Source organism: Burkholderia sp. 9120 (assembly GCF_000745015.1).
Classification (GTDB): Bacteria; Pseudomonadota; Gammaproteobacteria; order Burkholderiales; family Burkholderiaceae; genus Paraburkholderia.
Genome location: NZ_JQNA01000002.1, coordinates 830,449 through 857,150 on the forward strand (window position 1 = coordinate 830,449; position 26,702 = coordinate 857,150).

The window sequence follows — 26,702 nt, forward strand, 5'->3', positions numbered from 1 at the left end:
TTGTTTTCGATGTGCCGCGATGCGCCGCGATGCGCCGGGATCCAACTTAACGCGCGCGAATCACACGCACACGTTGTCCGTTTTCGCCGTCTTCGGTGGCGAGATCGAGGGCGATACGCGCGTCGTGCAGATAGCGGTAATGTTCACGCGCGCCTTCGAGGCGCGTGCGGTCGAGCGTGGCCCGCAGCACGGTTTCCTGCTGGCCCGCGTCGCACACCACGTCGCCGAACGGATCGATCAACGCCGATTCGCCGGGGAACGTCAGGTTGTCGTCGCCCGAACCGATACGATTGACGAGCGCCGCGAACATCTGGTTTTCCATGGCGCGCGCAACGATCGCACGACGATGCACCGGCCCGAACGGGTCCATGTTGCCGTTGGTCACGAGCAGCAGATCCGCGCCCAGCGACGCGACCGCGCGCGCCGTTTCGGGAAATTCGATGTCGTAGCAGATCAGCAGGCCGACGGTCAGGCCTTTGAAGCTGCACACGTCGTAGCGGTCGCCCGGTTCGAATACACCGACGTCAGACGCCCACAGATGCGTCTTGCGATAGCGCAGCGCGATTTCGCCGTGTTCGTCGACCAGTACCGTGGTGTTGAAGAAGCGGCTGCCGTCGCGCTCGGCGAGACCTACCGCCACTGCGACGCGGGCTTCGCGCGCCGCCTGGCGCACTGCCGTGAGAGAGGGACCGTCGATCGGTTCCGCTACGGTGCGAATGTTGTCGCGTGTCGGGAAGCCCGACAGCGTGGTTTCCGGGAACACGATGAGATCCGTGCCCGCGGCGCGCTGGCCGATGGTTTGCAGCACGCGTTGCACGTTCGCGCCGCTCACGCCGGTTGCGCCGTCCAAGATAGGGATTTGCGCGAGTTCAAGTTGAAGCATTGTGTCTCCTGTGTCGATCAGAGTTAGCGCTTTAGCGCTTACTCTGATCCCATGCACTTGTTGCAAGCTATTGCGTCTTTGCGTTACGCAGCGTCTCATATCAGCCGCCCGCGATCAGGTTGGGCCTATTATTACCAGACATATTTTTGTTCGTAATTACCCTGCTGGGTTACCCTCATCGGAGCACGCATGGAACTCGAATGGCGCGATCTGGCCTTTCATCGCGAGATCGGCGCGGTTATCGAAGCACTCGATAGCGCGCAATTCTGGACGCGCCTCACGCGCGCGCTCGAACGCTACGTTGTCTTCGACAACTGGGTCGCGTTGCGCTTCACGCCCGGCGAAGCGCCGCTCGTGTGCGCCGAATCGCCCACGCCGGACGGCGCCGTCGACGCGATGTTCCAGGACTACCTGGCCGCGCTGTATCAACTCGATCCGTTCTATATCGCCGCCACCGACAAACCGGCGTCGGGCTTCGTCACGCTCGCCGACGTCGCGCCCGACAACTTCTCGATGACCGAGTACTACCAGCGGTACTTCAGGAAGAACATCGTCGGCGACGAGGTGCATTTCAACTACATGATCGACGCCCGGCACACGCTCGCGTTTTCACTCGGTGCGACGCAGCGATATGGCGAGCGCGATCTTGCCGTGCTCGCGCTGTGCGCGCCTTGGGTAATCGCATTGTTGCGGCAACGTTTGCCTTATGAAACGTTCGACGCCGCGCCGTTGCCGCCGCCGTTCGGCGAGACGTCAACCGACAGCGCAACGCCCATCCCGTTGCCGGCGGACACACCGGCGGACACCCCCGCGTACGCGGCGCGGTTTGCCCAGGTCGCGTCGGCGGGCGGCCGCGCCGCGCTCACCGCGCGCGAAGTCGAAGTGGCCATGCTGACCTTGAGCGGATTTTCGACACGCGCGATTGCGGAGAAACTCGCCATCTCGTTCGAGACGGTGCGCGCGCACAAGAAGCACATCTATACGAAACTCAACGTGAACTCGCAGTCGGAGTTGTTCGCGTTGTTCTATGACGCGGGACGTCAGGGCGGCTGACGTCCCAGGTTAAAGCGAAGCGCGCTGCGTCACGTACCGCACGCGGCACAACCGCCGCTGGGCTTTTGATCCTGGTAGCGGTCGTGATGCCTGAGCCAGTCGGTCATGCCTCTCGTTTCGTTGCGGCCTTTCGGCGTGACGTCGAGATGCGCGTAGGTGTTGATGAACCGCTCGCCGCCGCGTCCGTAGCAGGAATACGTGTGGTACACGTCGCCGCGTTCGTCCTTATAGAACACGCTGTGGCCATGCAGTTCGTCGATTCCCACGTCGGTCTCGGTGAAGTTGTAGAACGCCTTTTTGCTGGCCACCTCTTCGGGTGTGAACGACACGTGATAGTCGAAATTGAAATCGCTGCCGTTCGACGACACCCACGGAAACGCCCACCCCATGCGTTTCCTGAACGCCTCGATTTTCGCCAGCGGCGCGAGCGAGACCGTCACGTACGACACATCGTGATGTTCGAGATGCGTGACGATGCCAATCATGTGATCCGACACGAACGAGCAGCCCACGCAGCCCTCCTCCCAGTCCGGGCCCAGCATGAAGTGATAAACGATCAACTGGCTGCGTCCGTCGAACAACTCAGACAGCGTCTTGCGCCCTTGTAGCGTGTCGAAACCATAGGTCTTATCGACCTTCACCCAAGGCAATTCGCGGCGTTTGCGCGCGAGCTCGTCGCTGGCGCGCATATGCGCCTTCTCTTCGACCAGTAGCGCGCGGCTCGCGGCCAGCCAGTCCTCTCTCGATCCCATCCGGTGCTGCGGTTCCATTTGCGTCTCCTTTCCTGCAAGGTGCAGGTTGAATCACACACGTCCAACCCATTCAGGCGCACTCACGCGAAGTAGCGCTCCAGCGAATCGAGTCCACCCGACCAGCCAAGGCGATGATCGTCGGCCTGCGCTTCGTCGGTGAAGCGTTCGTGCGTAAGCGTCAGCCACGTGGCGTCGCCGTCCGGCTCCAGCAGGACCGTGACCAGCGATTCATGTTCCGCGTTGTGACGCCAGCGCCAGGTGAACACGAGCTTGCGATCCGGGACCACCTCCAGATACTGCCCGTTCGCCTCGAGTTCGCGGCCGTCCGACTTGCGGTACACGATCGTGTACCGACCGTCGACGCGCGCATCCAGTTCGGCGCGCACCACCGGCGTATCGCCGGGGTTCATCCATTTGATCAGTTGCGCCGCTTCCGTCCAGGCGCGGAAGACTTTGGCGGGCGCGGCGTTGAGGCGCCGCTGGAGGGTGAGGCTGGCTTGGGCGGACATGGGACGTCCTCCTGTTCGATGAAAGTGGCGAGACCATCGAGCGATACCGACCAGAAACGCTGATAACGGCTGAGCCACGTCATGGCGTCCTCCATCGGTCCGGCCGTCAGACGGCACGCCACCGTTCGCCCGGTCTTGCTGCGGGTGATCAGACCGGCCTCGGACAGCACGTCGAGGTGCTTCATCACAGCCGGCAAGGACATCGCGAATGGCTCGGCGAGTTCGCTGATCGACAGTTCGCGCCCGGACAGACGCGTGAGCAACGCGCGCCGTGTGGGATCGGAGAGCGCCGCGAACGTGCGATCGAGTAGGGCTTCGTTAAACTTAACCATGAGGTTAAGTATAGAAACGCAAGTCAGGAAGTCAAGGACAGGTGGGCGTTTTCTCAACGCAGCCGATCGAAGCGGGAAGGAACGCTGGAAAAAGCGGAGTGGCCGACAGCGACGCAGAAAAAAAGATACGCGGTACACCGCAGATAAAGCCGTGCGACGTACCGCGTCAAGGTGGAGAACAACCGACTACACGTTCGAGCCGAGCGGCCTGCAAAAAACCACCCTGCTCTCGCGCTACTGCGAAATTATTTCAAACCATGAGACTCGTTGAACGAGGCCCCACGCGGACGATCAGATCGCCCAGCCGCCGAGATAGAACCCGACCAGGACGACAGCGATCACCACCGTGCCCACGTTCAGCTTGCGATATTCGCCGCTGACCACGCGGCCGATCACCAGCGTCGCGAAACCGAGCATGATGCCCGTCACGATGTTGGCGGTCAGCACGATGAACACCGCGCACATCAGGCCCGACATCGAGTCGACCATGTCGTCCATATGCAGCTTGCTGACATTCGACAGCATCAGCAGGCCCACATACATCAGTGCCGGTGCAGTGGCATACGAAGGCACGAGACCAGCCAGCGGCGAGAAGAACATCACCACGAGGAACAGCAGGCCGACCACCGCCGCCGCCATACCGGTCTTCGCGCCGGCTGCCACGCCGACCGTCGATTCGATATATGCCGCTGCCGGTGCGCCGCCGAGCAAACCCGAGAAAATCGAGCTCAGCGAATCGGCGGTCAACGCGCGGCCGCCGTTGATGATGCGGCCGTTTTCGTCGAGCTGACCGGCTTGCCCTGCGACGGCGCGGATCGTGCCGGTCGCGTCGAACACCGCCGTCATCACGAGAGCCAGCACGCTAGGCAGAACCGCCATCGACAATGCGCCCTTGATATCCATCGCGCCGATCAGCGACGCGTGGCCCGGCGCGCTCAGCGACGGCACCGCGAACACACCGTGATACGACATGGTCGGATCGATGAAGAAGGCGGCCGTCGAGATCACGATAATCACGATCAGGATCGAACCCGGCACGCGACGGCGCACCAGACCGAAGATCGCGGCGAGACCCGCTACCGACATGATCGCCGGCAAAGCCGTGATATTGCCCAGCGCGACCGGCAAGCCGGCGCCCGGATTCTTCACGACGAGACCCACGTCGTTCGCGGCGATCAGCAGCAGGAACAGGCCGATGCCGATCCCCGTGCCGTGCGCGATACCGTTCGGCAGATTGCGCAGAATCCACGAACGCACGCCGGTCACCGAAATCGCGGTGAACACGACACCCATCAGGAACACTGCGCCGAGCGCGACGTTCGGATGCAGACCTTTGCCGAGCACGAGGCCGAACGCGGTGAAGGCCGTCAGCGAAATCGCGCAGCCGATCGCGATCGGCAGGCGCGCCCAGATGCCCATCAGCAGCGAGCCGAACGCCGTGGTCAGACACGTGGCGACAAACACGGCGCTGGTATCGAAACCCGCTTTGCCGAGCATGCCCGGCACGACGAATACGGAGTAGACCATCGCGAGGAAGGTCGTAATGCCCGCGACGATTTCCTGACGCTGCGAACTGCCGCGCGCGGAGATTCCAAAATAGCGGTCGAGAAAGCCCTTTCCGTCGAATGATTCGACGGCGACTTCGGAAATCGGTTGGGCGTGGGGTTCCATCATGATGAGTGCCTCCTTTATCAGCGTACTGAAGCGGCCGTCACTGCGGGCGCCATCAGGGTCTCGTCTCGTTGAGTTGGTTTATTGGGGAATGTCGTCGTTTTTTGCTGTCTCGAAATGTAGGGCAACACAAATATGTCTCCCATCGCATGAATGGCATGCCGGACATGTCGAGACGCTTATATCTTTGACCCAGCGGCAAACTGGGCGGGCGAGCCAAGCGTTTACACCTACGCTTTGTCACGAAGATGTGAGCAGGTTTTGCGGCGTTCGGCGCGCGAAAACGGCGCGCAATCCGCAGATGAAACGTCGTGCGCGGCATGAACCCTGCTAACGCCGTACCTGTCAGATGGCCTGCGAAAGCGGGTCCGCCCGACGTCGCGGGTTACACTCTGGCCCATTCCTGTCTTAACTGCGGCGGCCTTTTTCGACCTTTGGCCGCCCTCCGCACTGGCCCATGGAGTCCTTCTTGATGAGTGGCGGTTTCTCGCGTCCTGCCTGGCGTTTGCCGATTCTTGCTCTGTTCGCGCTGTTTGCGCTGTCCGGTTGCAGCCTGCTGTGGGGCCCGCAGCAGGCGCCGATCGTCGACGCCACGGTGATGCCTGTCGAGCCCGCCAGCGCGCCGGTGGTGGCCTCGGAACCGGAGCCGGTCGAAACCGAGGCGGCTCGACCCGAGCAGCCGAAAAAACCGCCGAAGCCGATCGTCAAGCCGCGCAAGGTCGAGCCGCCGCCGCCCGTCGTCGCGCCCCCGCCGCCTCCGCCGACGCCCGCGCCGCTGATCGTGCTGCGCACGATCGAGCGCAGCGAGGCGCGCACGCTGCTCGACAGCGAAGTGCAGAAGCCTGATGGCAAGGTCGTCGGCCGCGCGGTCGATCTGATCGCCGATGCCGGCGGCAAGCCGCGCGAGATGGTCGTGAATCTGCAGGGCTTCCTGGGGGTGGGCGACCGCAAGGTGAACTTCCCGTGGAGCGCATTCCGCTTCACGCCGAGTGCGAAGACCGCGCCGATCACGCTCAACGCGGCCGCCGTGCCGGCCAATGCCGCCAAACCGGCCGGCGTGCAATTACCGCTGATCGACGCCACGGTCGAACGCGCGAACGGCGCCAAGATCGGCCGCGTGATCGACGTGTTGATCGATGGCAATGCGCAGCCGCAGGCGGTCGTGCTCGACGTCAACGGCATGGTCAGTACGGAGCGCCGCACGATTGCCGCGAACTGGTCGGCGCTGCACTTCGTCACGAAAGACAAGGAACTGCATCCGCAGATCGATCTGAGCGACGCGCAGATCAACGCGACGCCGCCGTACGCCAGCGACAAACCGGTGCGCGCCGTATCGCCCGCACCGCCGCCAGCGACGGCCGCCGCGACCGCACCGCCTGCGGCGACGGCTTCCGCTGCGGCAGGTTCCAATGCACGGGCGGCCCGATGAGCGGCCGTACTTTGGTAACCACGCGCAGTCTTCGCGCGCTCGACTGGATGAATTTTTTCGTCGCCAATGTGCAGACGGGGTTTGGGCCGTTCATCGCGTCGTATCTGGCGTCGCATAAGTGGACCCAGGGCGAGATCGGCATGGCGCTCTCGGTGGGCACGATCAGCGCGATGGTGAGCCAGGTGCCGGGCGGCGCTGCTGTCGACGCTCTGCGCAACAAGAAAGGCGCGGCCGCATGGGCGATTTTCGCGATCATTCTGAGCGCCGTGCTGCTGGCCGTGAGCCCGACCGTGCTGCCGGTGATTGCTGCTGAAGTGTTCCATGGCTTTGCCAGTTGCATGTTGACGCCGGCGTTGGCGGCGATTTCGTTCGCGCTGGTCGGGCGGGCAAATCTCGGCGACCGGCTGGGACGCAATGCGCGATGGGCGTCGATCGGCAGCGCGGTGGCCGCCGGGTTGATGGGCGTATTCGGCGAATACTATTCGCCGCGCGCGGTGTTCTGGTTGACCGCTGCGCTGGCCGTGCCCGCGTTGTTCGCGCTGACGATGATCCAGCGCACCGACACGATCGAGTTGCCGAAGGCCGGCCCGACGCCCAAGCAGATCGAGCGACGCGAGAGTTTGCGTGAGTTGTTGCGTGACAAGCGGATGTTGTTGTTCGCGGCGTGCATCGTGCTGTTTCACTTGTCGAATGCGGCGATGTTGAATCTTGCTGCGGGCGAAGTGACGGCCGGCATGGGCGACAACGTACAGCTCGTGATTGCCGCGTGCATTATCGTGCCGCAGGCGATTGTGGCGATGATGTCGCCGTGGGTTGGGCGCTCCGCCGAGCGGTGGGGACGCAGGCCGATTCTGTTGTTGGGGTTTTCGGCGTTGCCGATTCGGGCTTTGCTGTTTGCTGGCATTAGCAGCCCGTATTTGCTGGTGCCGGTGCAGATGCTCGATGGGTTGAGTGCTGCTGTGTTTGGCGTGATGTTGCCGCTGATCGCGGCGGATGTTGCCGGCGATAAGGGACGCTACAACCTCTGTATCGGGTTGTTTGGGCTGGCTGCGGGGATCGGGGCTACGTTGAGTACGACCGCTGCTGGGTTTGTGGCTGATCACTTTGGAAATGCGGTTAGCTTTTTTGGGCTCGCTGCTGCGGGGGCGTTGGCGGTTTTGCTGGTTTGGGCGGCTATGCCGGAGACTCGGGATTCGGCTCGGGTTGAGGATTCGGCTGGGGTGGCTGATGGGGAGGCTGCTCGGTGAGGGCTGGGGTTTGCCTGTTGCGGCGCATTTTTTGGGCTGTTTGCGTGTTGGCCTTTCCTTGATTTGGTAGTGGTCTCCTTGATTTGGTAGTGGTCTATTAGCGATCCTCCTGTGCGGGGGGCACCTACTTTTCTTTGCCTGCCGCAAAGAAAAGTAGGCAAAAGAAAGCGGCTCACACCGCTAATTTTTAAGTGGGTTTCGTGGTCCACCACCGGCAGTGGTGCATCTGGAATCCGTGTTCTCGCGCACTCCGCGCTGGTGACAAAGGCGTCATTCTTCCGGCGGCGCTGCGCGCGCCGCGGCGGTCGTTCAAGCATGGCCTCTGCTAAGTGGGTCTCCCGCGCAGCCACGGTTGTGGCTCATCTGGAATCTGTCCTCTCGCGCATTCCGCGCTCGTGACAAAGCCGTCATACATCCCGCCTCGCGCGGTGCGCTCGCCGGAACGGTTCGCACTGGAACCAGCGCCTCGCTTTTCCGTGGGGGAGCCGTCGGCTTCGCCTCGGCGAGGCACCGAAATACCCCAAAAATTCACCACCGGTTTGATGAACGACCGCGGGGGCGCGCGAAGCGTCGCCGGAAGAATGACTGCTGTGCCACGAGCGCGGAGTGCGCGAGAACACGGATTCCAGATGAGCCACTACCGTGATTGCGCGGGGGACCCGCTTAAGAGCTAGCGGTGTGAGCCGCTTTCTTTTGCCTACTTTTATTTGCGGCAGGCAAAGAAAAGTAGGTGCCCCCGCACAGGGGGATCGCTAATAGACCACTACCAAATCAAGGAAAGGCCAACGCGCAAACAGCCGAGAAAACGCGCCACAAAAGGCAAAAAGCCTATCACCCTATATCCCTCCCAGCAGTCTCTGCCATAAAAGGCAACGCCAACAAAGACACCCCCCCACACCCAATCAAATACCAGGCCGGCGCAAGATTACTCCCAGAAACCTGAATCAACCACGTAGCAAAAAACTGCGCAAACCCACCAAAGATAGACACCCCGAGACAATAAACAATCGACATCCCGGTAGCCCGAATTTCACGAGGAAACATCTCCGGCAGCATCACGATATTAGGCACAGCGGTAAACGCGACCAGCACCGCCAACCCCGCCACGACCGACAACAAAACCGCCACATCAGGCACAGCATTAATCGCCATAAACGCCGGATACACGGCCAGAATCAGCAAGACCCGCGACACGCCCAACACCCACTTGCGCCCCACCCGATCCGACAACGCCCCGGCAAGCGGCGAACAGATCACCGTCACCACGGCCGCGGTCCACGCAGCCCACAACGCCGACGACATCGGCAGATGCAAAATCCGAATCGCGTAAGTCGACAGATAAAACAGCACGATATAGTTCGCCGCCGTCCCGCCGATGGTTGTGACCACACCCATCGTAATCACCCGCGAATGCTCGCGAAACAGCTTGCGCACCGGCTGCGAAGCCGGCACCGCCGACGACGACCGAACGCCCGCCTGCCCATCCGCCCCCTCCTCGACACCCGGCAACGTCTCATCCAGATGACGCCGGATATAAATCCCGATCGGCCCCATCGCCATACCGATTACAAACGGCACGCGCCAGCCCCAACTCTCCAGCGCGGCAGTCGACAACGCCGCCGCCAACGCGACGCCAAGCAGCGACCCGCACACCGTATTCAACCCCTGGCTCACGAACTGCCAGCTGCCATAAAAGCCGCGCGTCTTGTCGCTGCCATACTCCAGCAACAGCGACGTCGACGCGCCAATCTCACCGCCCAACGCAAACCCCTGCACCAGACGCGCAAGAATCACCAGCAACGGCGCGGCAATGCCGATCGCCGCATACGTCGGTGCGAACGCGATCATCGCCGAGCCGAGCGTCATCAGCCATAACGTGAGGCTCATCGCCGCCTTGCGGCCGGCACGATCCGCGTACGCACCGAGCACGATGCCGCCCACCGGACGCATGATGAAGCCCACGCCGAACGTTCCAACCGCCAGCATCAATTGCGCGAGCTGACCCTCCACCGGGAAATACAGCTTGCCGATGATCGTCGCGAAGAAGCTGTAAATCGTGAAGTCGAAAAACTCGAGGCCGTTGCCCAGCGTGATCGCGGCAATCGCTTTCGCGTGGCTCTTGCGTTCGACGGGCTGCGCGGCCATCATGCCTTGCATAGCAAGCGCGTCGCTGCCGGCGGATTGCGGTGTGGCGGAATAGTCCATCTGTGTCTCCATGATGTCCTTGCTGCTGGGTCGAAGCGCACTTCACAGCACAAGTCAAAGCGCACGCGCGGGCTCGAAGCGGCCCGTCACATCCGGCCTCAGACGAGAAACGTCTGCGCGAGCTTCACCCAGTAAGCGGCGCCGGTCGCGAGGCAGTCGTCGTTGAAGTCGTAGCCGGGGTTGTGCACCATGCATCCGCCCTCGCCGTCGCCATTGCCGATGATCAGGTAGCTGCCGGGGCAACGCTCCAGCAGGAACGCGAAATCCTCGCTGCCGGTCAGCGGTTGCATGTCGGCGATCAGGCCGTCTTCGCCGAGCCAGTCGAGTGCCACCTGCCGCGCGAGGCCGGTCATCTCCGCGTCGTTGACGAGCACCGGGTAGCGGCGCTGGTAATCCACCTGCGCACTGGCGCCGAACACCGCGGCCGTTCCGCACGCCACGGCGGTGATCCGTTCCTGCAGGTAATTGCGCACCTCGGGTTTCAACGCGCGCACCGAGAGACGCATCTCGGCCGTCTCGGGAATTACGTTGGGCGCTTCGCCCGCGTGAATCGCGCCGACCGTGATGATCGCCATGTCGAGCGGCGCGACGTTGCGCGACACGATCGACTGCAACGCCAGCACCATTTGCGCGCACACCACCACCGGATCGACCGCTTTGTGCGGCACGGCACCATGACCGCCGCGTCCCGTCACGGTGATGATCACCGTGTCCGACGACGCCATGAACGAGCCCGGCAGAAAGCCGAATTTGCCGGTCGGAAAGCCCGGCATGTTGTGCATCGCGAACACGGCGTCGCACGGAAACTTGTCGAACAGACCGTCTTCCAGCATCTTTTTCGCGCCGGCCTGACCCTCCTCGGCCGGCTGGAAAATCACATTCACCGTCCCGTCGAAATCCTTCTCCCGCGCCAGATGTTTGGCAGCGGCGAGCAGCATCGCCGTATGACCGTCGTGACCACACGCGTGCATCTTGCCGGGCACCTTGCTCGCGTACGGCAAGCCGGTCGTTTCGTGAATCGGCAACGCGTCCATGTCGGCGCGCAGGCCCAGCTTGCGCGTGCCGCCGCCTACTTTCAGTTGCCCTACAACGCCGGTTTGACCGAGCCCGCGATGCACCGTATAGCCCCATTCCTGCAAGCGTTCGGCGACCAGGTCGCTGGTGGCGAACTCTTCGTACGCCAGCTCCGGCTGCGCATGAATGCGGTGGCGCAGCGCGATCATTTCGTCTTCGAGTTCGGCGATGCCCGCCGGAATGGCCATGGTGTTCACGTGTCGTCTCCGTCAATGAAAAGCGTGACCCAGCATAGCGACGCCGATTTTCCAGCGGCAGGCGTAGAATCGTTGCGGCAGCAACTTCTGGTTGCCACCCTTTCCCCGAATCGACAGATGAAACTGCATCAGCTCAGCACCTTAGCGGCGATTGCGGATACCGGCAGTATCCGGGCAGCGGCTCGTTCGTTAGGCCTTTCGCCCGCTGCGGTCACCAAGGCGGTGCGCGAACTGGAAGCGGATATGCAGGCACCGCTGGTGATCCGCAGTGCGAGCGGCGTCGCCTTTACCGAGTTCGGCCGGACGCTGGTCGTGCATGCAAGAGTGGTGTTGGGGCAACTGCAACGCGCGCACGCGGAGATCGACGCATTGCGCGGCGCGGCGGCCGGCAAGCTGTCGATCGGCGTCACGCCATGGGTCGCGTTGACGTTTCTGCCGCCCACGGTGCAGCGCTTCAGGCAACGTATGCCGGAAGTGCAACTGGAATTTTTCGAGGGTTTGCTCGCGGTCGTGCAACCGCGTCTGCGCGACGGCAGTCTGGATTTTTCGATCGGCCGGCCGCCGCCCGCGTCGCCGCAATCGGAGTTTCACAACGTGCCGCTGTTTTCGACGCATTCGGCCGTGGTGGCGCGGCGCGATCATCCGAAAGCCGGTTGCCGCTCGCTGCTCGAACTGGAAGACGCGGAGTGGGTGCTGAACTGGGACCCGGCGAGCCGCGAATCGATCTCGGACAACCTGTTCCGCAAGCGCGGCATGCGGGTGCCGCACACCATTCATCTGGCGCACTCGCTGGCCATCGTATTGGGATTGCTCGCACACACGGACATGCTCAGCATTTTTCCGTGGCCGCTCGCGGAAGTGACGCTCGCCAAAGAAAATTTATGGGCGCTGCCGCTGCGCGAAACCGTGGATGAAACCATCGTCAGTATCACGTCACGCCGTGGCGCGCCGACGAGTCCAGCGGCCACGTGTTTTCTCGACTGTCTGCGTGAAGTGATCGACGAAGCGGCGCGCTCGCAGGAACCCGAGCAACGCCGCCTGTTTCATTCGATCGAATTACTGCTTTAGCGATTCCTGAATCGCTAAAGCATGAAGGTGCGTGTCAGCGTCAGCGTCGGCGCAGGCTGGGCTCAACCCTCGTAGCCCACCACGCCCTTGATCTCCAGAAAATCTTCCAGCCCGAACTCGCCGTACTCGCGGCCGTTGCCCGATTGCTTGAAGCCGCCGAACGGCGCATCGGGATTGTAGTCCGCGTAGTTCAGATAGATCGTACCGGTACGCAGGCGCCGGGCCACCGCGCGCGCATGCTCGATCGAACCGGACTGGATATAGCCGGCGAGACCGTAGAGGCTGTCGTTGGCCATGGCGATCGCTTCGTCTTCGGAGTCGTAGGCAAGGATCGACAGCACCGGTCCGAAGATTTCTTCGCGCGCGATCGTCATGTCCGGCGTGACCTTGCCGAATACGGTCGGGCGCACGAAATAGCCGTCTTTCAGGCCATCGGGACGGCCCGCTCCGCCCGCCACCAGCGTGGCGCCCTCTTCCATGCCGACGCCGATCAAGCGCTGGATCTTGTCGAACTGCGCTTCGCTGATCACCGGACCGAGATCGGTGCCCTCCGCATTCGCCGGGCCGACCTTCAGGGCTTCGGCCGCTTCCTTCGCATACGTCAGCGCTTCGGCCTCACGCGCACGCGGCACGAACATGCGCGTGGGCGCATCGCACGACTGGCCGCTGTTGTCGAAACAGGCCCGCGCGCCGCGCATCACCGCCTGCTTCAAGTCGGCGTCCTCGAGAATCAGGTTGGCCGATTTGCCGCCCAGTTCCTGATGCACCCGCTTGACCGACTCCGCCGCCGCCTTCGCGACCTGCACGCCCGCGCGCGTCGAACCGGTGAAGGACATCATGTCGATGTCGGGATGACACGACATCGCCTCGCCCACCGTGCGGCCTTCGCCGTTGACGAGATTGAACACGCCGGCCGGCACGCCCGCTTCGTCGAGAATTGCCGCGAAGATCAGGCCCGACAGCGGCGCCAGCTCCGAAGGCTTGAGCACCATCGTGCAGCCGGCCGCGAGCGCCGGTGCAACCTTGGTGGTGATCTGCAAGGCCGGCCAGTTCCACGGCGTGATCAGCCCGCACACGCCGACCGCTTCCTTGCGGATCAGAATGCCGTTCTTCATCGACTCGAAGTCGAAGGTATCGAGCGTGCGGATCATCGTTTCCAGATGCGCGACGCCGGTCCACGCCTGCGCGTCGTTCGCGTATTGCAGCGGCGCACCCATCTCGCGGCTGATCGCGTGCACCATGTCGTCGTAACGCTTGCGGTAGACGTCGAGTATCGCCTGCAGCAGATCGATACGCTGCGCGATCGTGGTCTCGCTGTACGCGGGAAACGCGCGCTTCGCGGCGGCAACCGCGCGATCGACGTCCGCCGCGCTGCCAAGCGCAATTTTCTCGAACGCGGTGGCGGTGGACGGATCGATCACGTCGAGCGTGTTCGCCTCGCCCTGATCGAGCGGATCGACCCATTGACCGTCGATGTAAAACTGTCTGGTGTGTTGCATGGGCTTGTCCTTTACATGAAATGTGGTGGGTCAGATCCCGGGCGCGCGGATCGCACCCGTGGCGGCGTCACCCGCTTTACATCGACGCCGCTCAATCTGAATGTCTTCAAATCGAAATTCACCGCTACGCCGCTTTGGCTCAGACTCCGGTTCAGCTTCGATCCCTGCATCGAATCGTCGAATTCAAGAACTTCGAAACCCGATTTTCAAGTCTATTAACCAGGAGAGCCTCATGAGCAACATCACCTTCACCCGCATCGACGCTAAAGGCCCCGGCGCTACCGGCCTGAACCCGGCCCTGCACGATCCGGCCGATGTCATTCTCGACGGCGCCAAAGCCCCGCACGCGCTCAATGCGTATTCCGACGCGACCAACATGCTCTCAGCGGGCGTCTGGCAATGCGACGCGGGCACGCTGAAACTGGCCGACCTGCCGATTCACGAAGTGTGCGTGCTGATTGAAGGCGAAGTCGTCATCACCAGCGACGACGGCCGCAGCGAACACTATGCCGCCGGCGACGCCTTCATTCTGCACAAGGGCTTCTCGGGCACGTGGCATATGCCGGTCGCGACCAAGAAATACAGCATCGTGTACTGCGGCTGATTCCTACACTTCACCGCGTCTTTGCTTCATTGAAACGCTTCACTGAAAACCGCACCCGCTAAGGTGCGGTTTTTTTATTCCGGCGGCAAGCACAAAACGACAAAACGCCACCGCCGCTCAACCGTTACATCGGAAAACCCAGCGCCTTGATCGAATTGATCCACAGACGCCGCCAGCCGCCGCGATCGTCGGCGCCGTCGAATGCGTTGAAGGTGATCTTCGCGGCGATCCAGCGCAGCGGTTCCGGCGGAATATACGAGGGCCCTTTGCGCGAAATATCGAGCGACGTAATCAACGTGTCGCGATTCCACAGCATGTCGAGGCCCATCTTCGCGCCGAAGCGGCTGCCCGCCACGCCAAAGCCCGTATAACCGGCGACGAACACACTCTTGCCGCCGTGATAGCGCCGCGCGAACACCGCGCCACGCGAGCAGTAATCGATCGGGCCGCCCCACGCATGCGTGAAACGCACGTCGTCAAGTTGCGGAAAAGTGCGATAAAACGCCTCGGCGAGTTTGTAATAGGTGCTCTCGTCGCGATCCGCGGCGGGATTCGGATCGCCGCCGAAGTGATAGCTCACCCGGCCGCCGAAGATGATGCGGTTATCTTTCGTGAGTCGGAAATAGTTGAGCTGCGTACGCGTGTCGTAGATGCCCTGCCGATTTTTCCAGCCGATGCGCGCCATCTGCTCATCGCTCAGCGGCGCGGTCGCGATAATGTGATCGCGCACCTGCATCACGCGGCGCTTGATGTCGGTCACGCCGACATCCGCGGTGCCGGTGCCGAGCAGCACGCGCGGCGTGACGATGCTGCCCGCCTGCGTGTGCACGACCATCGTCGCGCCGCGATCTTCGAGGCGCGTGATCGGCGAATGTTCATGCAGCCGCACGCCGAGTTTCAGCGCGGCGGCCTTCAGCCCCCACGCGAGCTTCGCCGGGTGAATCGTGCCGCTGCGATTGCGCGACCACATCGCGCCGGCGAACAATGGCGAATCGAGTTGCTCGCGGGCGCGCTCGCTGTCCAGCAGCACCACGTCGTGACCATGCGCCACATGCAGCTCGTAGTCGCCCTTCAGATGATCGAGGTGACCCGGATCGACCGCCACCGTCATCTCGCCGTTCCATTCCACATCGGCTTCAATGCCGTAACGCGTCAACGACGCCTTGAAGCCGTCGAGATTCTCCTGACCCAGTTTTTCGAGTACATCGAGGTCTTGCGGAAAGACGCGCGTCGCGTTCGGCAAGCCATGCATGACAGACGTCGAAATGATCCCGCCCGGTCGGCCCGATGCGCCGTACGCGACCTTGCCCGCTTCGACCAGCACGACATCCAGCGACGGATCGGCTTCTTTCGCCTGAATCGCGGCCCACAGACCGGTGAAGCCGCCGCCCACCACGACCAGATCCGCCGAAGTCGGACCGATCAATTCCCGTTCCACAGCCGGCGCGCGCGGATTGTCCAGCCAGAACGGAAACAGTTTTACTCCATCAAACGCGCGCTTTACTGACTCGCTCATCTTGTTTGCCTGCTCTACTTGAATGCTTGTTGCCGGGTGCTTCATCGATCCGGTTGCGCGGAAAATGCGCGTCAACCGGCGTCCTGCGTATCCAATGCTTTTTCGCTTTCGCGGTTCTCGCGGTGCTCACTGCCCGCTCGCACCGCGCGACGCGGCTGCGTTGGAGTTTGCTTCCGCGTCTGGGGTTCCGCCTGCGCCACCGCTACTTTCAGCTTAGTCGCCGGCACCACCGGATGCACGCCCGCATTGCCCACCGATCCACCTCGCAGCCAGCGGCGCCCAAGCGGCCCATATACGCCATCCGGCTCGGGAAAGCACTGCAGCAACGCGATATACAACGTGCAGGCGAGCGTCAGCGAGACCGGCATGCTGATGTCGAGACCGCCGGCAAGCTGACCGAGCGGACCGACGAACTGATCCGGCAGATTGACGAAGCACAGACCGATCGCCGCGCTCGGCAGCCACGCGCCCATCGCGCGCCAGTTCCAGCCATGCGTGAACGAGTAGTGACCGCCACGGCCGCCGCGATTGAAGACCTGCAAATCGTCCGACAGATAGAAGCCGCGCCGCGTGACGAAGCCGATGATCATGATCATCATCCACGGGCAACTGCAGGTATTGATCAGCACCGAGAACGTCGACACGCTTTCGACGAGATTGAACGCGAAGCGGCCGAGAAAGATGAAGCCGATCGCGAGGCTGCCGATCAGCAGCGTGGCGCGTACGCGGTTCAAGAGTTTAGGGAACATGCTCGACATGTCGAGTCCCGTGCCATACAGCGCGGTGGTCCCGGTGGACATGCCGCCGATGATCGCAATCAGACACACTGGCAGAAAGAACCAGTTCGGCGAGATCGCCAGCAAACCGCCCACGTAGTTATTCGACGCGATGAAATCCGGCGCCTTGCTGGCGATGATCGTCGCCGTCGCGAGGCCGAAGAAGAACGGCACGAAGGTGGCGAGTTGCGCGAGCATCACCGCCAGGATCGTGCGCTTTCTCGGCGTGTTCTGCGGAATATAGCGAGCCCAGTCGCCGAGCGTCGACGCGAACGACACGGGGTTGCTCATCGCGACCAGCACGGCGCTGACGAAGGCCGGCCAGAAACCGACCGAACCGAGCGCGACCTTGCCGGCGTACGCGCTATCGAACGGCCCGGCGAACGCGGCGATACCGACCACGAACAGCAGGCTCGCGGCCCACACGGCAATCTTGTTGACCCACAGCATGAAGCGGAAGCCGTAGATGCACACCGTCAGCACCAGCACCGCGAACAGGCCGTACGCGAAGCTCAGTGTCATCCAGTTGACCGGCAGGCCGAGCAGATGATTCGCGCCGCCCACCAGCGCATCGCCCGAACTCCACACCGCCAGCGAAAAGAACGCGACCGAAGTCAGCAACGCGAGAAACGAACCGACGATCCGGCCGTGAATACCGAAATGCGCGCCGGACGACACCGGATCGCTGGTGCCGTTACGCGGACCGAACAGGCTCATCGGCGCAAGAATGCACGAGCCGATCAGCACACCGAGCACGATCGAATAGACGCCGGCCTTGAACGATAGACCGAGCAGCACGGGAAAACTGCCCAGTACCGACGTCGAGAAAGTATTGCAACCGCCGAACAGCAAGCGGAAGAGGTCGATCGGCCGCGCGTAACGCGAGCGATCCGGGATGCGTTCGAAACCGAATGTTTCGACTTGGGTAATGCCGTTGCTGCTCATTGTCTCCGACTCCTGTCACGGCCAGGTCATTCACGATGGCTCGCCGCGGGGGTGCGGCGTCCACTTTTTTGAGATGTCTGGACGCCACTGTAAAGACAATCGGCGCAGGCAAAAATATCGACCGCCCAACCTTTACTTCGATCTCGGACGATGTAACCGTGAAGGTCCGATCCATAAGGCTTTCCGGGTATCCGTCGGCGCCGCGTGGAGACAGGAAGAAGGCCCCCGCGGGTAAAAACGTCGATGCGAATCGCGGGAATCCCCGGCACGCGCGAACATGACGAAATTGTCATGTGCCGCTCATCCTGCTATGGGCGACGCCCTCCTACGATGACAATTCCTGACTCCGGGACGTAACTCATGCGACGTACTCGACCCACGCGCGACATGGCGACACGCATTCCGAATTCGAGGGCGGTCGTGTCGCTTGCGTCGATACGCTGCTTCTTCCGACGCCAGGGCGAGACGCTGTCGCTCGCCGGCGGCGTGGTCTCGATCGTTATCGGCTCGCTGGCGTTCTGGCTCAACCAGCCCGCGCATCTGTTCGACGGCGTGGCGGCGCAACGCGAGGCCGCCGTCATCTGGCCGCGGCAGGCTTGTGACGAGCCGACACTCGTACACGGTCTGATATCGCTCGAACTGGCAACCCACTTTCAACGTGACGTTCCGACGCGGACGCAGCGTTGTGACGTTCAGGCCGACGCGCGCTGCGCTCCGCTGAATCTCGCGGCTGTCACACCGCTGCCTGAAGCTTGCCGAGCTGGCGCCTGAGCCCTCGTACGCCGCCGCTTTTAATAGGCGACCTCTACAACCCGCACCGCCCTCACGGTCGCGACGCCGACCTCTACCGCCCGCCCTCGCCATTCCCAACTCGACAGCCCATTCATATCCTGCCGTGGTATAACTCGATAACATACTAAGGATACCGTTATAAATCTCTCTACCTGACAGAGTTATAAATCGTCTCAAAAAAATCTCTTCCTATAATCGTTTCACATGCATGTCTAACGACACGAAAGGGCCTTGAATCGACCCATCTTCGCCAGCCGTGCTGCCTGCAGCCCCTGCGCTTCAGGCGCTCGCACCCGGCACGCTCACGACGCCGAGCTCAACCTCAACCGCCCTGCACCGCCACGCCGCCCGATTCGTGCGGCGCAGCGCAGCGGGCGTCAACAGGAGAAAGACCATGCGAATTCTGATCGTCGACAACGAAGCGAAAAACGGCACGTATCTTCGGAAGGGTCTAACAGAAGCGGGGTTTGTCGCCGACTGGGTACAAGACGGCATGACCGGCCAGCATCTCGCGCTGACCGAAGACTACGACATGATCATTCTCGACGTGGTCTTACCCGGTCTGGACGGCTGGACCTTGCTGCGCAATCTGCGCCTGACCCACGCCACCCCCGTGCTACTGCTCACCGCCTGCGACGATCTGAACGACAAGGTGCGCGGCCTCGAAATGGGCGCAGACGACTATCTGGTCAAGCCGCTCGATTTCGCCGAATTGCTGGCGCGCGTGCGCTCGATTTTCCGGCGCGGCGCTACGCGCGGCCCGGTGCGGGACGCCGCGTCGCTGCATGTGGCGGATCTCGCGCTCGATCTGACGCGCCGCAAGGCCACGCGCCAAGGCGACAAGATCCTGCTGACCGCGAAGGAATTCTCTCTGCTATGGCTGCTCATGCGCCGGCGCGGCGAAATACTCGCGCGCTCGACGATCGCGTCGCAGGTCTGGGACATGAATTTCGACAGCGATACCAACGTGGTCGACGCCGCGATCCGCCGCGTGCGTGCGAAGGTGGACGATAACTACGAGCCGAAGCTGATCCACACGGTGCGCGGCATGGGCTACGTGCTCGAAGAACGTAGCCCGCCGGTGGGTTGATGCAGCGCGGGGCGGCCGCCCGCGCTTCAGTCGAGAAACTCGGCGGCCCGCTGGCGCAGCACCGCGCCGAAATCGTCGAGCCAGCCGATCGACAATCGCCAGCTCTGCCAGTAGAGATCCACATCGATATGCTTGCCGGGCGTGATCTCCACCAGTTCACCATTGGCCAGATGCGCGGCGATCATCCGTTCCGGGCACATGCCCCAGCCGAGTCCCGTCACACAAGCGCGCAAAAAACCAGCCACATGCGGAATCCAGTGCAACGGCGGATCGAGTTCCGCGCGCGTGATCCGGCGCATGAAGCGTTTCTGCAACTGATCCTTCGGATTGAAGTCGACGCAGGGCGTGCGCCGCAAGCTCTCGCGCGTCACGCCATCGGCAAAATGGCGCGCCTGAAACGCCGGCGAGCACACCGCCAGATAGCGCATGCGCCCGAGGCGCGTGGAGCGGCAGCCCTGCACCGGCTCGGCCTGCGTGGTGACGGCGCCTTGCACGCTGCCGTCGCGAATCCGCTGCGCGGTGTGGTCCTGATCGTCCACCACCAGATCAAGCAGCATTTCCCGTTCGACGCAGAACGGCGCCACCGCGTCGATGAACCAGGTGCCGACGCTGTCGTCGTTGACGGCCACACGCAGCGCCGGCCACGGCTCGACCAACGCGCCAGGTAGTGCCGGCAGGCGGCCGGTCAGCTCCGCCTCCAGTAATTGCACGCGTTCGGTGTGGCGGCACAGCAGCGCGCCCGAGGTGGTCGCAACACACGGTTGGCCGCGTTTGACCAGCACGCTGCCGACCCGCTCCTCCAGCAGCTTGACCCGCTGCGAGACCGCGGACGGCGTCACGTTCAGTTCGCTGGCCGCGCGGTCGAACGAGCCGTGCCGCACCACGGCGGCGAGCGCATCGAGCAAAGCGTAGTCGAGCATTAGCGTTCCTTAATCGGCATTAAGTAAATTAGCTTCTCTTATGATCGGCGAAACCGCAGACTAGCCCCGTTCGCTTCTCCCGTCTACTGGATCGATTCATGAACTGGCTGTCTTTTTCCCACGGCGCCGCCTTGTGCGCCTCGCTGATCGTCACGATCGGCGCCCAGAACGCTTATGTGCTGCGTCAGGGCATCATGCGCTCGCACGTCGGCAAGATTGTCGCGCTGTGCGCGCTGTCGGACTTCATTCTGATCGGCGCGGGCGTCGGCGGCGCATCCGTGCTGGTGAAACGCTTTCCGGTGTTCGTCCACGCCATGCTGTATGTCGGGCTCGCGTATCTGGCGTGGTTCGGCTTCAACGCGCTGCGCCGCGCGGTGCGGCCCGACCATGCGGCGCTGCAGGCCGAAGCGAGCGGCGCGGCGCCCGTGCAGCGCGCGCTGCCGATCGTGCTGATGACACTCGCCCTTACCTGGCTGAATCCACACGTGTATCTCGACACTTTCTTGCTGATCGGCACCGCCGGTGCGCGTGAACCCGAAGGTGCACGCTTGGCGTTCGCACTCGGCGCGATGGTGGTGAGCGGGATCTGGTTTGTCGGTCTGGGTTACGGTGCGCGGGCGATGGCGCCGCTGTTTCGTCGCGCTACCGCGTGGCGTGTGCTGGATGGTGCGATTGGAAGCATGGTGTTGCTGATTGCGGTGACGCAGTTGCGATAGCCTCGCTGAACGCGGTAGTCGTCGACATTGCGCGTTGTATCACTCGGCGATTGCGCTCCATCCGCCGAATCCCGATCAAATTCCTATCACAGCGTTACGAAATAGCGAATTTACACCGTTAGCGCAATCCGCGAGTATGGCGAGATTCAGATGAACGGGCCGTCAACATGCCCGCGACTCTCGCCGTCACTCGTGGAGACACTGATGCTAGACATAAAGCGGGAAAAGCTTGAACTGAACGTTCGAGGCGTGGACTTGAACATTTCATCGCTGCACAGATCGGGGACCGGCGAGCCGATTGTCTTTCTCCACGGCTTCGGCTCCACGAAAGAAGACTATGCCGATATCGCCCGATTGCCCGCGTTCTCCGGTCGCCCGTTTGTCGCCTACGACGCACCCGGCTGCGGCGAGAGCGAATGCGGCGACCTGTCCGCGCTATCCATCCCCTTTCTCGTCGATACGGCGCGCGCCGTGCTGAACCGTCTGGACGTTCAGCGCTTCCATCTGGTCGGACATTCGATGGGTGGCTTGACGTCGTTGATGCTCGCTCATGAAGAGCGCGAACGCGTGTTGAGCTTCATCGACATCGAAGGCAACGTGGCGCCCGAGGACTGCTTTCTGAGCAGGCAAATCGTGAGTCATCCGTCTGACGACCCGCAGCAGTTCTTTGCCGACTTCGTCGACCGCAACTGGGGCGCGCCCGACTTCTCGAGTTCGCTCTACGCGGCGAGCCTGCGGCACAAAGTGCGCGCGGGAGCCGTGCGCGGCATCTTTACGTCGATGGTGCATCTCTCCGAACACGGCGATCTGTTGACCCGGTTTGTCGATCTGCCGTGCCGGAAGATGTTTATGTTCGGCGAGCAGAACGCCGGCCTCTCGTATCTGCCGCATTTGCAGGAATCGGGCGTGACGCTGGCCTCCATAGCGCACTCGGGCCATTTTCCGATGTACTCCAATCCGGTTGAAATGTGGAAACGGATTGCTTTATTTATCGGCGACGTAGTACCCGAGTAAGACGATGTTGGGCATGACCGATGCCCATCACGCGCCAGACGCCTGGACCTTCTTCTGCTTCCGGGCGGTATTATCTTTCGCCCAGGACACCACCGCGTCGACCATCGGATGATGCCGGTTCGCGTTCCACGCAAGCGCGGCCGTCACGACCATGACGCGCTCCTTCAGCGGGCGAATCACCACATTTTCCGAAGCCAGTTTTCGCATCGACGACGGCACGAGCGCGATGCCCTGACCGCATCCCACGTAGGCGATTTGCGACGTCACCGAGCGGACTTCATGCAGCACACGCGGCGCGAAACCGTGCGACTGGCAAACCGCAGTCAGAAAATCGAAGTAAGCCGGACTGATCTGCCGCGATGACATGACGAGCGATTCGTCGGCGAGCGAGCGCAAACGCACGCGAGAAAGTGCCGCCAGCGGATGGTCTCGCGGCACCGCAACCGCGAGCCGATCTTCCGCAATCGGCAGCGTCGCGATTCCGTGTCCGACGTTCCCGTCCAGCCTCACAAACGCGACATCGAGCTCGCCCGCCTCTAGCGCGGGGATCGCCTCGACGCTATCAATCTCCCGAATGAACACCGCCAGGTTCGGATAGTCGCGCTTCAACGCGTTCAATACGGCCGGCACCGTTTCAAGCATGGCCGACGTAATCGCGCCCACCTGCAGGACACCAGTCTGACCGGCCGCGACTTCCCGCACGACACGTTCAAGACGCTCCACCTGATCGGCGAACTGCCGGACCGCCGGCAAAATCGCGGCGCCGGCCGCGCTCAGTTGAGTGCCTCGGCGAGAGCGTTCGAACAGCGTTAGCTTCAGCGATTGCTCCAGCACCTTGATCTGTTCCGTTAGAGGCGGCTGCGACATGTTCAACCGTTCCGCCGCACGCCCAAAGTGCTTTTCTTCGGCGACGGCAAGGAACATCCAGAGTTGACGGATGAGGCGGAAATCAATTGTAGTCATGTCAATGCCCCTTGGCGTGTGAGCAATAGTCGGATTGGGCCAATCGGTCGGTCTTTATGCCAGCAAACGGTCGCACCGCTTCATCCGAAAATCGTATCAGAGAGATATTCAACGGCGAATTTACATATCAGCCGAGGAAGTCGACGATTGCGTCACTGCCCAACCGGATCCTCGTCATGAACCCCACTTCCACGCTCGACCGGCTTGCTTCGCTCGATACCAACACGATCTCCGATGCGCTCGATTTTCTCGGCATTCAAGGCGCGACGTATGGCCTTCGCCCGCTGTGGGACTGTCCGAAGATCGTCGGCCGGGCCAGCACCATTCAGCTTGGCCCCAAAACCGATTCGGCGCCGACCGCTCATCTGATTACGCCGGTCGTCGATGCGGTCACCACCGACGATCGCGTTCTCGTCATCGCGGGCGGCCTTGAAGGTATCTCCTGCTGGGGCGACATTCTCGCGAACGCCGCAATGGCGAAAAAGATTCGCGGTTCGATTATCGATGGCGTGAGCCGCGATATTGAAGGAAGCGAGTCCATCGCCTACCCGGTTTATGGCCGCGGCATCACGATGATTAGCGCGAGAAACCGGGTCGTTCAGATCGACTCGGGACAGCCGGTGCAGATTGCCGGCGTCACCGTGCACGAGGATGACTACGTGATAGCCGACCGCTGCGGCACGGTGTTCGTGCCCGCGTCGCTAATCGAAGAAGTGCTGGAGCTCGGCGAAAGAATTACGCGCCGCCAGGACGGTATGGTCACCGCCGTTCGTGCGGGGCGCTCGGTCGCCGAGGTCATGCACGACAAAGAGTTCGAAGCAATCCGCGCTCAATAACTTTCGCGAGTAATGCACATGACGAATCCCAGGAAAGCGCACGCGGAAGATCAGGCACTGGTGGCGCTCTTCGCCGGCCTCGATACGCCCAGCGTCTCCGACGCGATGGACAAGCTCGGTCTGCATGGCCAGGCACTCGGCATCGCGCCGCTCGCCGACTATGCACGTCCCGTCGTGGGACCGGCCTTCACCGTGAAATACGTTCCTGCGGCTGTGCCGCCGGGCACCGTCGGCGATTTTATCGACGACGTCGCCGAGGGTGACGTCGTCGTGATCGATAACGACGGTCGAACCGACTGTACTGTGTGGGGCGACATCATGACCCGGTATGCGGGTCTGCGCGGCATCGCCGCCACGGTCATCGACGGCGTTTGTCGTGACGTCAGCCAGGCGCTCGACGATGGCTATCCCCTCTTCACGGCCGGTCGTTTCATGCGCACAGGCAAGGACCGTGTGCAGGTCGAGTCGGTGAACACCACCATCGCGATAGGAACGGTGCGGGTCGCCTCGCGCGACATTGTGATTGCGGACGCAAACGGCGTGGTGATCGTGCCGCGTGCACGGGCGTACGAAGTCGCCAAGACCGCGCGGCAGATCGAAGCCGTCGAGTGCGCTATCCGCGAGCGCATTGCAACGGGCGCGACGATTCGCGAGGCGCGCGCCGAGCTTGGCTATCACACACTCCAACGGAAAGCATGATGACGAACACCGTGATGAACTACGACGACGCCGCGCTCGAACTGGCTCGCCGACTCGGCACGTCGACGTTGTATGAAGCATCCGGCCAGTCGACCACTTCTGTCGATCCCGCTATCCGGACAGTCTGGGCAGGAGCGTGTGCCGCGGGCGCGGCCTATCCGGTCGAATGCGCGCCGGGCGACAATCTGGCGATTCACATCGCCATGGAATGCGTGCCGCGAGGCAGTGTTCTTGTCGTGTCGGCATCCGGCTTTGTCGCGGGGTATTGGGGCGAGGTACTCACCGTTGCGGCAGAGGCGGCGGGCGTGGTGGGGTTGGTGATCGACGGTGGTGTGCGAGATATCGCGGCCATGACCGCGCGGCGTTTTCCCGTGTTTGCTCGGGGCGTCTCGGTTCGTGGCACGTTGAAGGACAGCGCGCCGTCTGTTGGTTTGCCGTTCAGTTTGGCCGGTACGCCGGTCACTGCAGGCGACCTTGTCGTTGCTGACGATGACGGTGTCGTTGTCATTCCCGCCGCGAGTGTCGAAGCAACGCTGAATGACGGTAAGGCTCGCGCCGACAAGGAAGCGAAGATGATGGACGCGCTCGGCAACGGTCGCACCACGCTCGATCTTCTCGGTTTGTTGAAGTGGAGACAAGTCTGATGGCAACCAGCTTGAACGAACTCAATCGCTTTCTGGCATCGGCGAGGCCTTCGGCCACCTACGGTGTGATGGACCGGGTTGCCGCCCGGCGCGCGCAAGGTGCCGACGTGATATCGCTCAGCGCGGGCGAACCGGACTTCGATACCCCGGCGCATGTGAGAGAGGCAGGTATTGCCGCCATTCGGCATGGGCATACTCGCTATACGCAGGTCGCTGGAATGCGGGCCTTGCGCGAAGCGGTCGCGGATAAATTCCGGCGCGAGAATGGACTCGATACCGACTGGCGTCAGACCATTGTTTGCAATGGCGGAAAGCAGGTGATTTTTAATGCTATTGCCGCGACGCTCAATGAAGGCGATGAGGTCGTTATTCCGGCACCGTATTGGGTGAGCTATCCGGAGATCGTGCAACTGTGCGGCGGGAAATCGGTCGTTGTCGAATGTGGGGTGAAGAGTGGGTTCAAGATTACGCCCGCTTTGCTGGAAGGCGCGATTACGACGCGCACGCGGTGGTTGATTCTCAACTCGCCGTCCAATCCTACGGGGGCTGTTTACAGTCGTGGCGAGCTGGAGGCTTTGGCTGAGGTACTGCTTTCGCATCCACACGTCATGGTGCTGTCGGATGATATTTACGAGCACCTTATTTTCGATGGGCTGACGTTTTTTACGTTGGCTCAGGTCGAGCCAAGGTTGCGTGAGCGTGTGCTGACGATGAATGGCGTATCGAAAGCGTATGCGATGACGGGTTGGCGGATTGGTTTTGGAACTGGGCCCAAGTGGCTTATTGATGCGATGGAGAAGTTGCAGGGGCAACAGACTTCGGGGGCGTCGACTATTTCGCAGCATGCTGCGTTGGCTGCGCTGAATGGTTCGCGACAGTTTGTGTGGGAGTCGCGGTCGGTTTTTCAGCATCGGCGCGATCATTTGGTGCGGGAGATTAATGCTACTGAGGGGTTGCGTTGTGAGGTTCCGCAGGGTGCGTTCTATGCGTTTGCTTCTTGTGAGGGGTTGATTGGGAAGGTTACGGCTGGGGGGAGACGGCTCCTGTCGGATGAGGATGTGGTGAATGCACTGCTGGACGAGGCAGGCGTGGCGACGGTGCACGGCAGTGCTTTTGGGCTTGGGCCATATGTGCGGATTGCTTATGCGCTGGATAGTGCGACGTTGCAGCGGGCGTGTGAGGCGATTGGGCGGTTTTGTGAGAGGGTTTCTGGGTAGGGGACGCTTGATGGGAAGTGCCCGGCGTGCGCGTAGTTGCGGACTGCGACG

At 62.3% G+C, this 26,702-nt stretch carries 25 protein-coding genes; 13 read left to right on the forward strand and 12 right to left on the reverse strand.

The window, feature by feature from the left end:
- Positions 1-46: 46 nt before the first annotated feature.
- Complete coding sequence (locus tag FA94_RS11930) at positions 47-883, reverse strand: carbon-nitrogen hydrolase family protein (RefSeq protein WP_035551204.1); 837 nt, start codon at positions 881-883, stop codon at positions 47-49.
- A 189-nt stretch (positions 884-1,072) separates the two neighbouring features.
- On the opposite strand from FA94_RS11930, the gene FA94_RS11935 reads away from it, so the two are divergent.
- Positions 1,073-1,936, forward strand: a complete 864-nt coding sequence (locus tag FA94_RS11935; protein WP_035551206.1) for a helix-turn-helix transcriptional regulator — start codon at positions 1,073-1,075, stop codon at positions 1,934-1,936.
- A 29-nt stretch (positions 1,937-1,965) separates the two neighbouring features.
- Here the strand turns inward: FA94_RS11935 and FA94_RS11940 are convergent, their stop codons facing one another.
- From FA94_RS11940 to FA94_RS11955, 4 genes are all read right to left on the reverse strand, one after another.
- A complete protein-coding gene (locus FA94_RS11940) occupies positions 1,966-2,706 on the reverse strand; it encodes a DUF899 domain-containing protein (RefSeq protein ID WP_035551209.1) in 741 nt (246 codons plus the stop codon).
- A 62-nt stretch (positions 2,707-2,768) separates the two neighbouring features.
- A complete protein-coding gene (locus FA94_RS11945) occupies positions 2,769-3,197 on the reverse strand; it encodes an SRPBCC family protein (protein WP_035551210.1) in 429 nt (142 codons plus the stop codon).
- The gene (locus FA94_RS11950; RefSeq protein WP_035551213.1) at positions 3,107-3,529 is read right to left on the reverse strand and encodes an ArsR/SmtB family transcription factor; all 423 of its coding nucleotides are present in this window, start codon (positions 3,527-3,529) and stop codon (positions 3,107-3,109) included. The genes FA94_RS11945 and FA94_RS11950 overlap by 91 nt, the downstream gene beginning before the upstream one ends.
- 291 nt (positions 3,530-3,820) lie before the next feature.
- Positions 3,821-5,203, reverse strand: a complete 1,383-nt coding sequence (locus FA94_RS11955) for an NCS2 family permease (RefSeq protein WP_035551215.1) — start codon at positions 5,201-5,203, stop codon at positions 3,821-3,823.
- A 469-nt stretch (positions 5,204-5,672) separates the two neighbouring features.
- On the opposite strand from FA94_RS11955, the gene FA94_RS11960 reads away from it, so the two are divergent.
- Together FA94_RS11960 and FA94_RS11965 are read left to right on the forward strand one after the other, a co-directional pair.
- Entirely contained in the window at positions 5,673-6,629 is a 957-nt protein-coding gene (locus tag FA94_RS11960) for a PRC-barrel domain-containing protein (protein ID WP_035551219.1), read from the forward strand.
- Positions 6,626-7,876 (forward strand): MFS transporter, encoded by a 1,251-nt coding sequence (locus FA94_RS11965; RefSeq protein WP_035551221.1) that lies wholly within the window; start codon positions 6,626-6,628, stop codon positions 7,874-7,876. Before FA94_RS11960 ends, FA94_RS11965 begins: the two co-directional genes overlap by 4 nt.
- Before the next feature lie 831 nt (positions 7,877-8,707).
- Here the strand turns inward: FA94_RS11965 and FA94_RS11970 are convergent.
- Positions 8,708-10,081 carry an MFS transporter gene (locus tag FA94_RS11970; RefSeq protein ID WP_035551223.1) on the reverse strand — a complete coding sequence of 458 codons (1,374 nt, stop codon included), beginning with the start codon at positions 10,079-10,081 and terminating at the stop codon, positions 8,708-8,710.
- Between the two features lie 98 nt (positions 10,082-10,179).
- Positions 10,180-11,352, reverse strand: a complete 1,173-nt coding sequence (locus tag FA94_RS11975) for a M20 aminoacylase family protein (RefSeq protein ID WP_035551225.1) — start codon at positions 11,350-11,352, stop codon at positions 10,180-10,182.
- 117 nt (positions 11,353-11,469) lie between these two features.
- Between FA94_RS11975 and FA94_RS11980 the strand changes: the two genes are divergently transcribed.
- A complete protein-coding gene (locus FA94_RS11980) occupies positions 11,470-12,420 on the forward strand; it encodes a LysR family transcriptional regulator (protein ID WP_035551228.1) in 951 nt (316 codons plus the stop codon).
- Between the two features lie 62 nt (positions 12,421-12,482).
- Here FA94_RS11980 and FA94_RS11985 read toward each other — a convergent pair whose 3' ends face one another.
- A complete protein-coding gene (locus FA94_RS11985) occupies positions 12,483-13,919 on the reverse strand; it encodes an aldehyde dehydrogenase family protein (RefSeq protein WP_035551231.1) in 1,437 nt (478 codons plus the stop codon).
- 232 nt (positions 13,920-14,151) lie between these two features.
- On the opposite strand from FA94_RS11985, the gene FA94_RS11990 reads away from it, so the two are divergent.
- Positions 14,152-14,523, forward strand: coding sequence for a cupin domain-containing protein (locus FA94_RS11990; RefSeq protein WP_035551235.1), 372 nt, complete (start codon positions 14,152-14,154; stop codon positions 14,521-14,523).
- Between the two features lie 124 nt (positions 14,524-14,647).
- Here the strand turns inward: FA94_RS11990 and FA94_RS11995 are convergent, their stop codons facing one another.
- Entirely contained in the window at positions 14,648-16,039 is a 1,392-nt protein-coding gene (locus tag FA94_RS11995; protein WP_035551237.1) for an NAD(P)/FAD-dependent oxidoreductase, read from the reverse strand.
- 71 nt (positions 16,040-16,110) lie between these two features.
- Positions 16,111-17,760 carry a purine-cytosine permease family protein gene (locus FA94_RS12000; RefSeq protein WP_408305834.1) on the reverse strand — a complete coding sequence of 550 codons (1,650 nt, stop codon included), beginning with the start codon at positions 17,758-17,760 and terminating at the stop codon, positions 16,111-16,113.
- A gap of 360 nt (positions 17,761-18,120) precedes the next feature.
- Between FA94_RS12000 and FA94_RS12005 the strand changes: the two genes are divergently transcribed.
- Together FA94_RS12005 and FA94_RS12010 are read left to right on the forward strand one after the other, a co-directional pair.
- The gene (locus FA94_RS12005; protein ID WP_231584939.1) at positions 18,121-18,531 is read left to right on the forward strand and encodes a hypothetical protein; all 411 of its coding nucleotides are present in this window, start codon (positions 18,121-18,123) and stop codon (positions 18,529-18,531) included.
- A gap of 415 nt (positions 18,532-18,946) precedes the next feature.
- Entirely contained in the window at positions 18,947-19,642 is a 696-nt protein-coding gene (locus tag FA94_RS12010; protein ID WP_035551242.1) for a heavy metal response regulator transcription factor, read from the forward strand.
- A gap of 26 nt (positions 19,643-19,668) precedes the next feature.
- Here FA94_RS12010 and FA94_RS12015 read toward each other — a convergent pair whose 3' ends face one another.
- Complete coding sequence (locus tag FA94_RS12015; RefSeq protein WP_035551245.1) at positions 19,669-20,562, reverse strand: LysR family transcriptional regulator ArgP; 894 nt, start codon at positions 20,560-20,562, stop codon at positions 19,669-19,671.
- Between the two features lie 98 nt (positions 20,563-20,660).
- On the opposite strand from FA94_RS12015, the gene FA94_RS12020 reads away from it, so the two are divergent.
- Both FA94_RS12020 and FA94_RS12025 read left to right on the forward strand, forming a co-directional pair.
- Complete coding sequence (locus FA94_RS12020; protein ID WP_035551247.1) at positions 20,661-21,278, forward strand: LysE/ArgO family amino acid transporter; 618 nt, start codon at positions 20,661-20,663, stop codon at positions 21,276-21,278.
- A gap of 204 nt (positions 21,279-21,482) precedes the next feature.
- Positions 21,483-22,292, forward strand: coding sequence for an alpha/beta fold hydrolase (locus FA94_RS12025; protein ID WP_035551250.1), 810 nt, complete (start codon positions 21,483-21,485; stop codon positions 22,290-22,292).
- 27 nt (positions 22,293-22,319) lie between these two features.
- On the opposite strand, the gene FA94_RS12030 is transcribed toward FA94_RS12025, so the two are convergent.
- Positions 22,320-23,255, reverse strand: a complete 936-nt coding sequence (locus FA94_RS12030; protein ID WP_035551252.1) for a LysR substrate-binding domain-containing protein — start codon at positions 23,253-23,255, stop codon at positions 22,320-22,322.
- A 176-nt stretch (positions 23,256-23,431) separates the two neighbouring features.
- Between FA94_RS12030 and FA94_RS12035 the strand changes: the two genes are divergently transcribed.
- The 4 genes from FA94_RS12035 to FA94_RS12050 are packed head-to-tail and all read left to right on the forward strand — an operon-like array spanning position 23,432 to position 26,651.
- Positions 23,432-24,091, forward strand: a complete 660-nt coding sequence (locus FA94_RS12035; protein ID WP_035551256.1) for an RraA family protein — start codon at positions 23,432-23,434, stop codon at positions 24,089-24,091.
- 18 nt (positions 24,092-24,109) lie between these two features.
- The gene (locus tag FA94_RS12040) at positions 24,110-24,790 is read left to right on the forward strand and encodes an RraA family protein (RefSeq protein WP_035561923.1); all 681 of its coding nucleotides are present in this window, start codon (positions 24,110-24,112) and stop codon (positions 24,788-24,790) included.
- On the forward strand, positions 24,787-25,434 hold the full coding sequence (locus FA94_RS12045; protein WP_231584940.1) for an RraA family protein: 648 nt from the start codon (positions 24,787-24,789) through the stop codon (positions 25,432-25,434). The genes FA94_RS12040 and FA94_RS12045 overlap by 4 nt, the downstream gene beginning before the upstream one ends.
- Positions 25,434-26,651 (forward strand): pyridoxal phosphate-dependent aminotransferase, encoded by a 1,218-nt coding sequence (locus tag FA94_RS12050; RefSeq protein WP_035551259.1) that lies wholly within the window; start codon positions 25,434-25,436, stop codon positions 26,649-26,651. The genes FA94_RS12045 and FA94_RS12050 overlap by 1 nt, the downstream gene beginning before the upstream one ends.
- Positions 26,652-26,702: the final 51 nt, after the last annotated feature.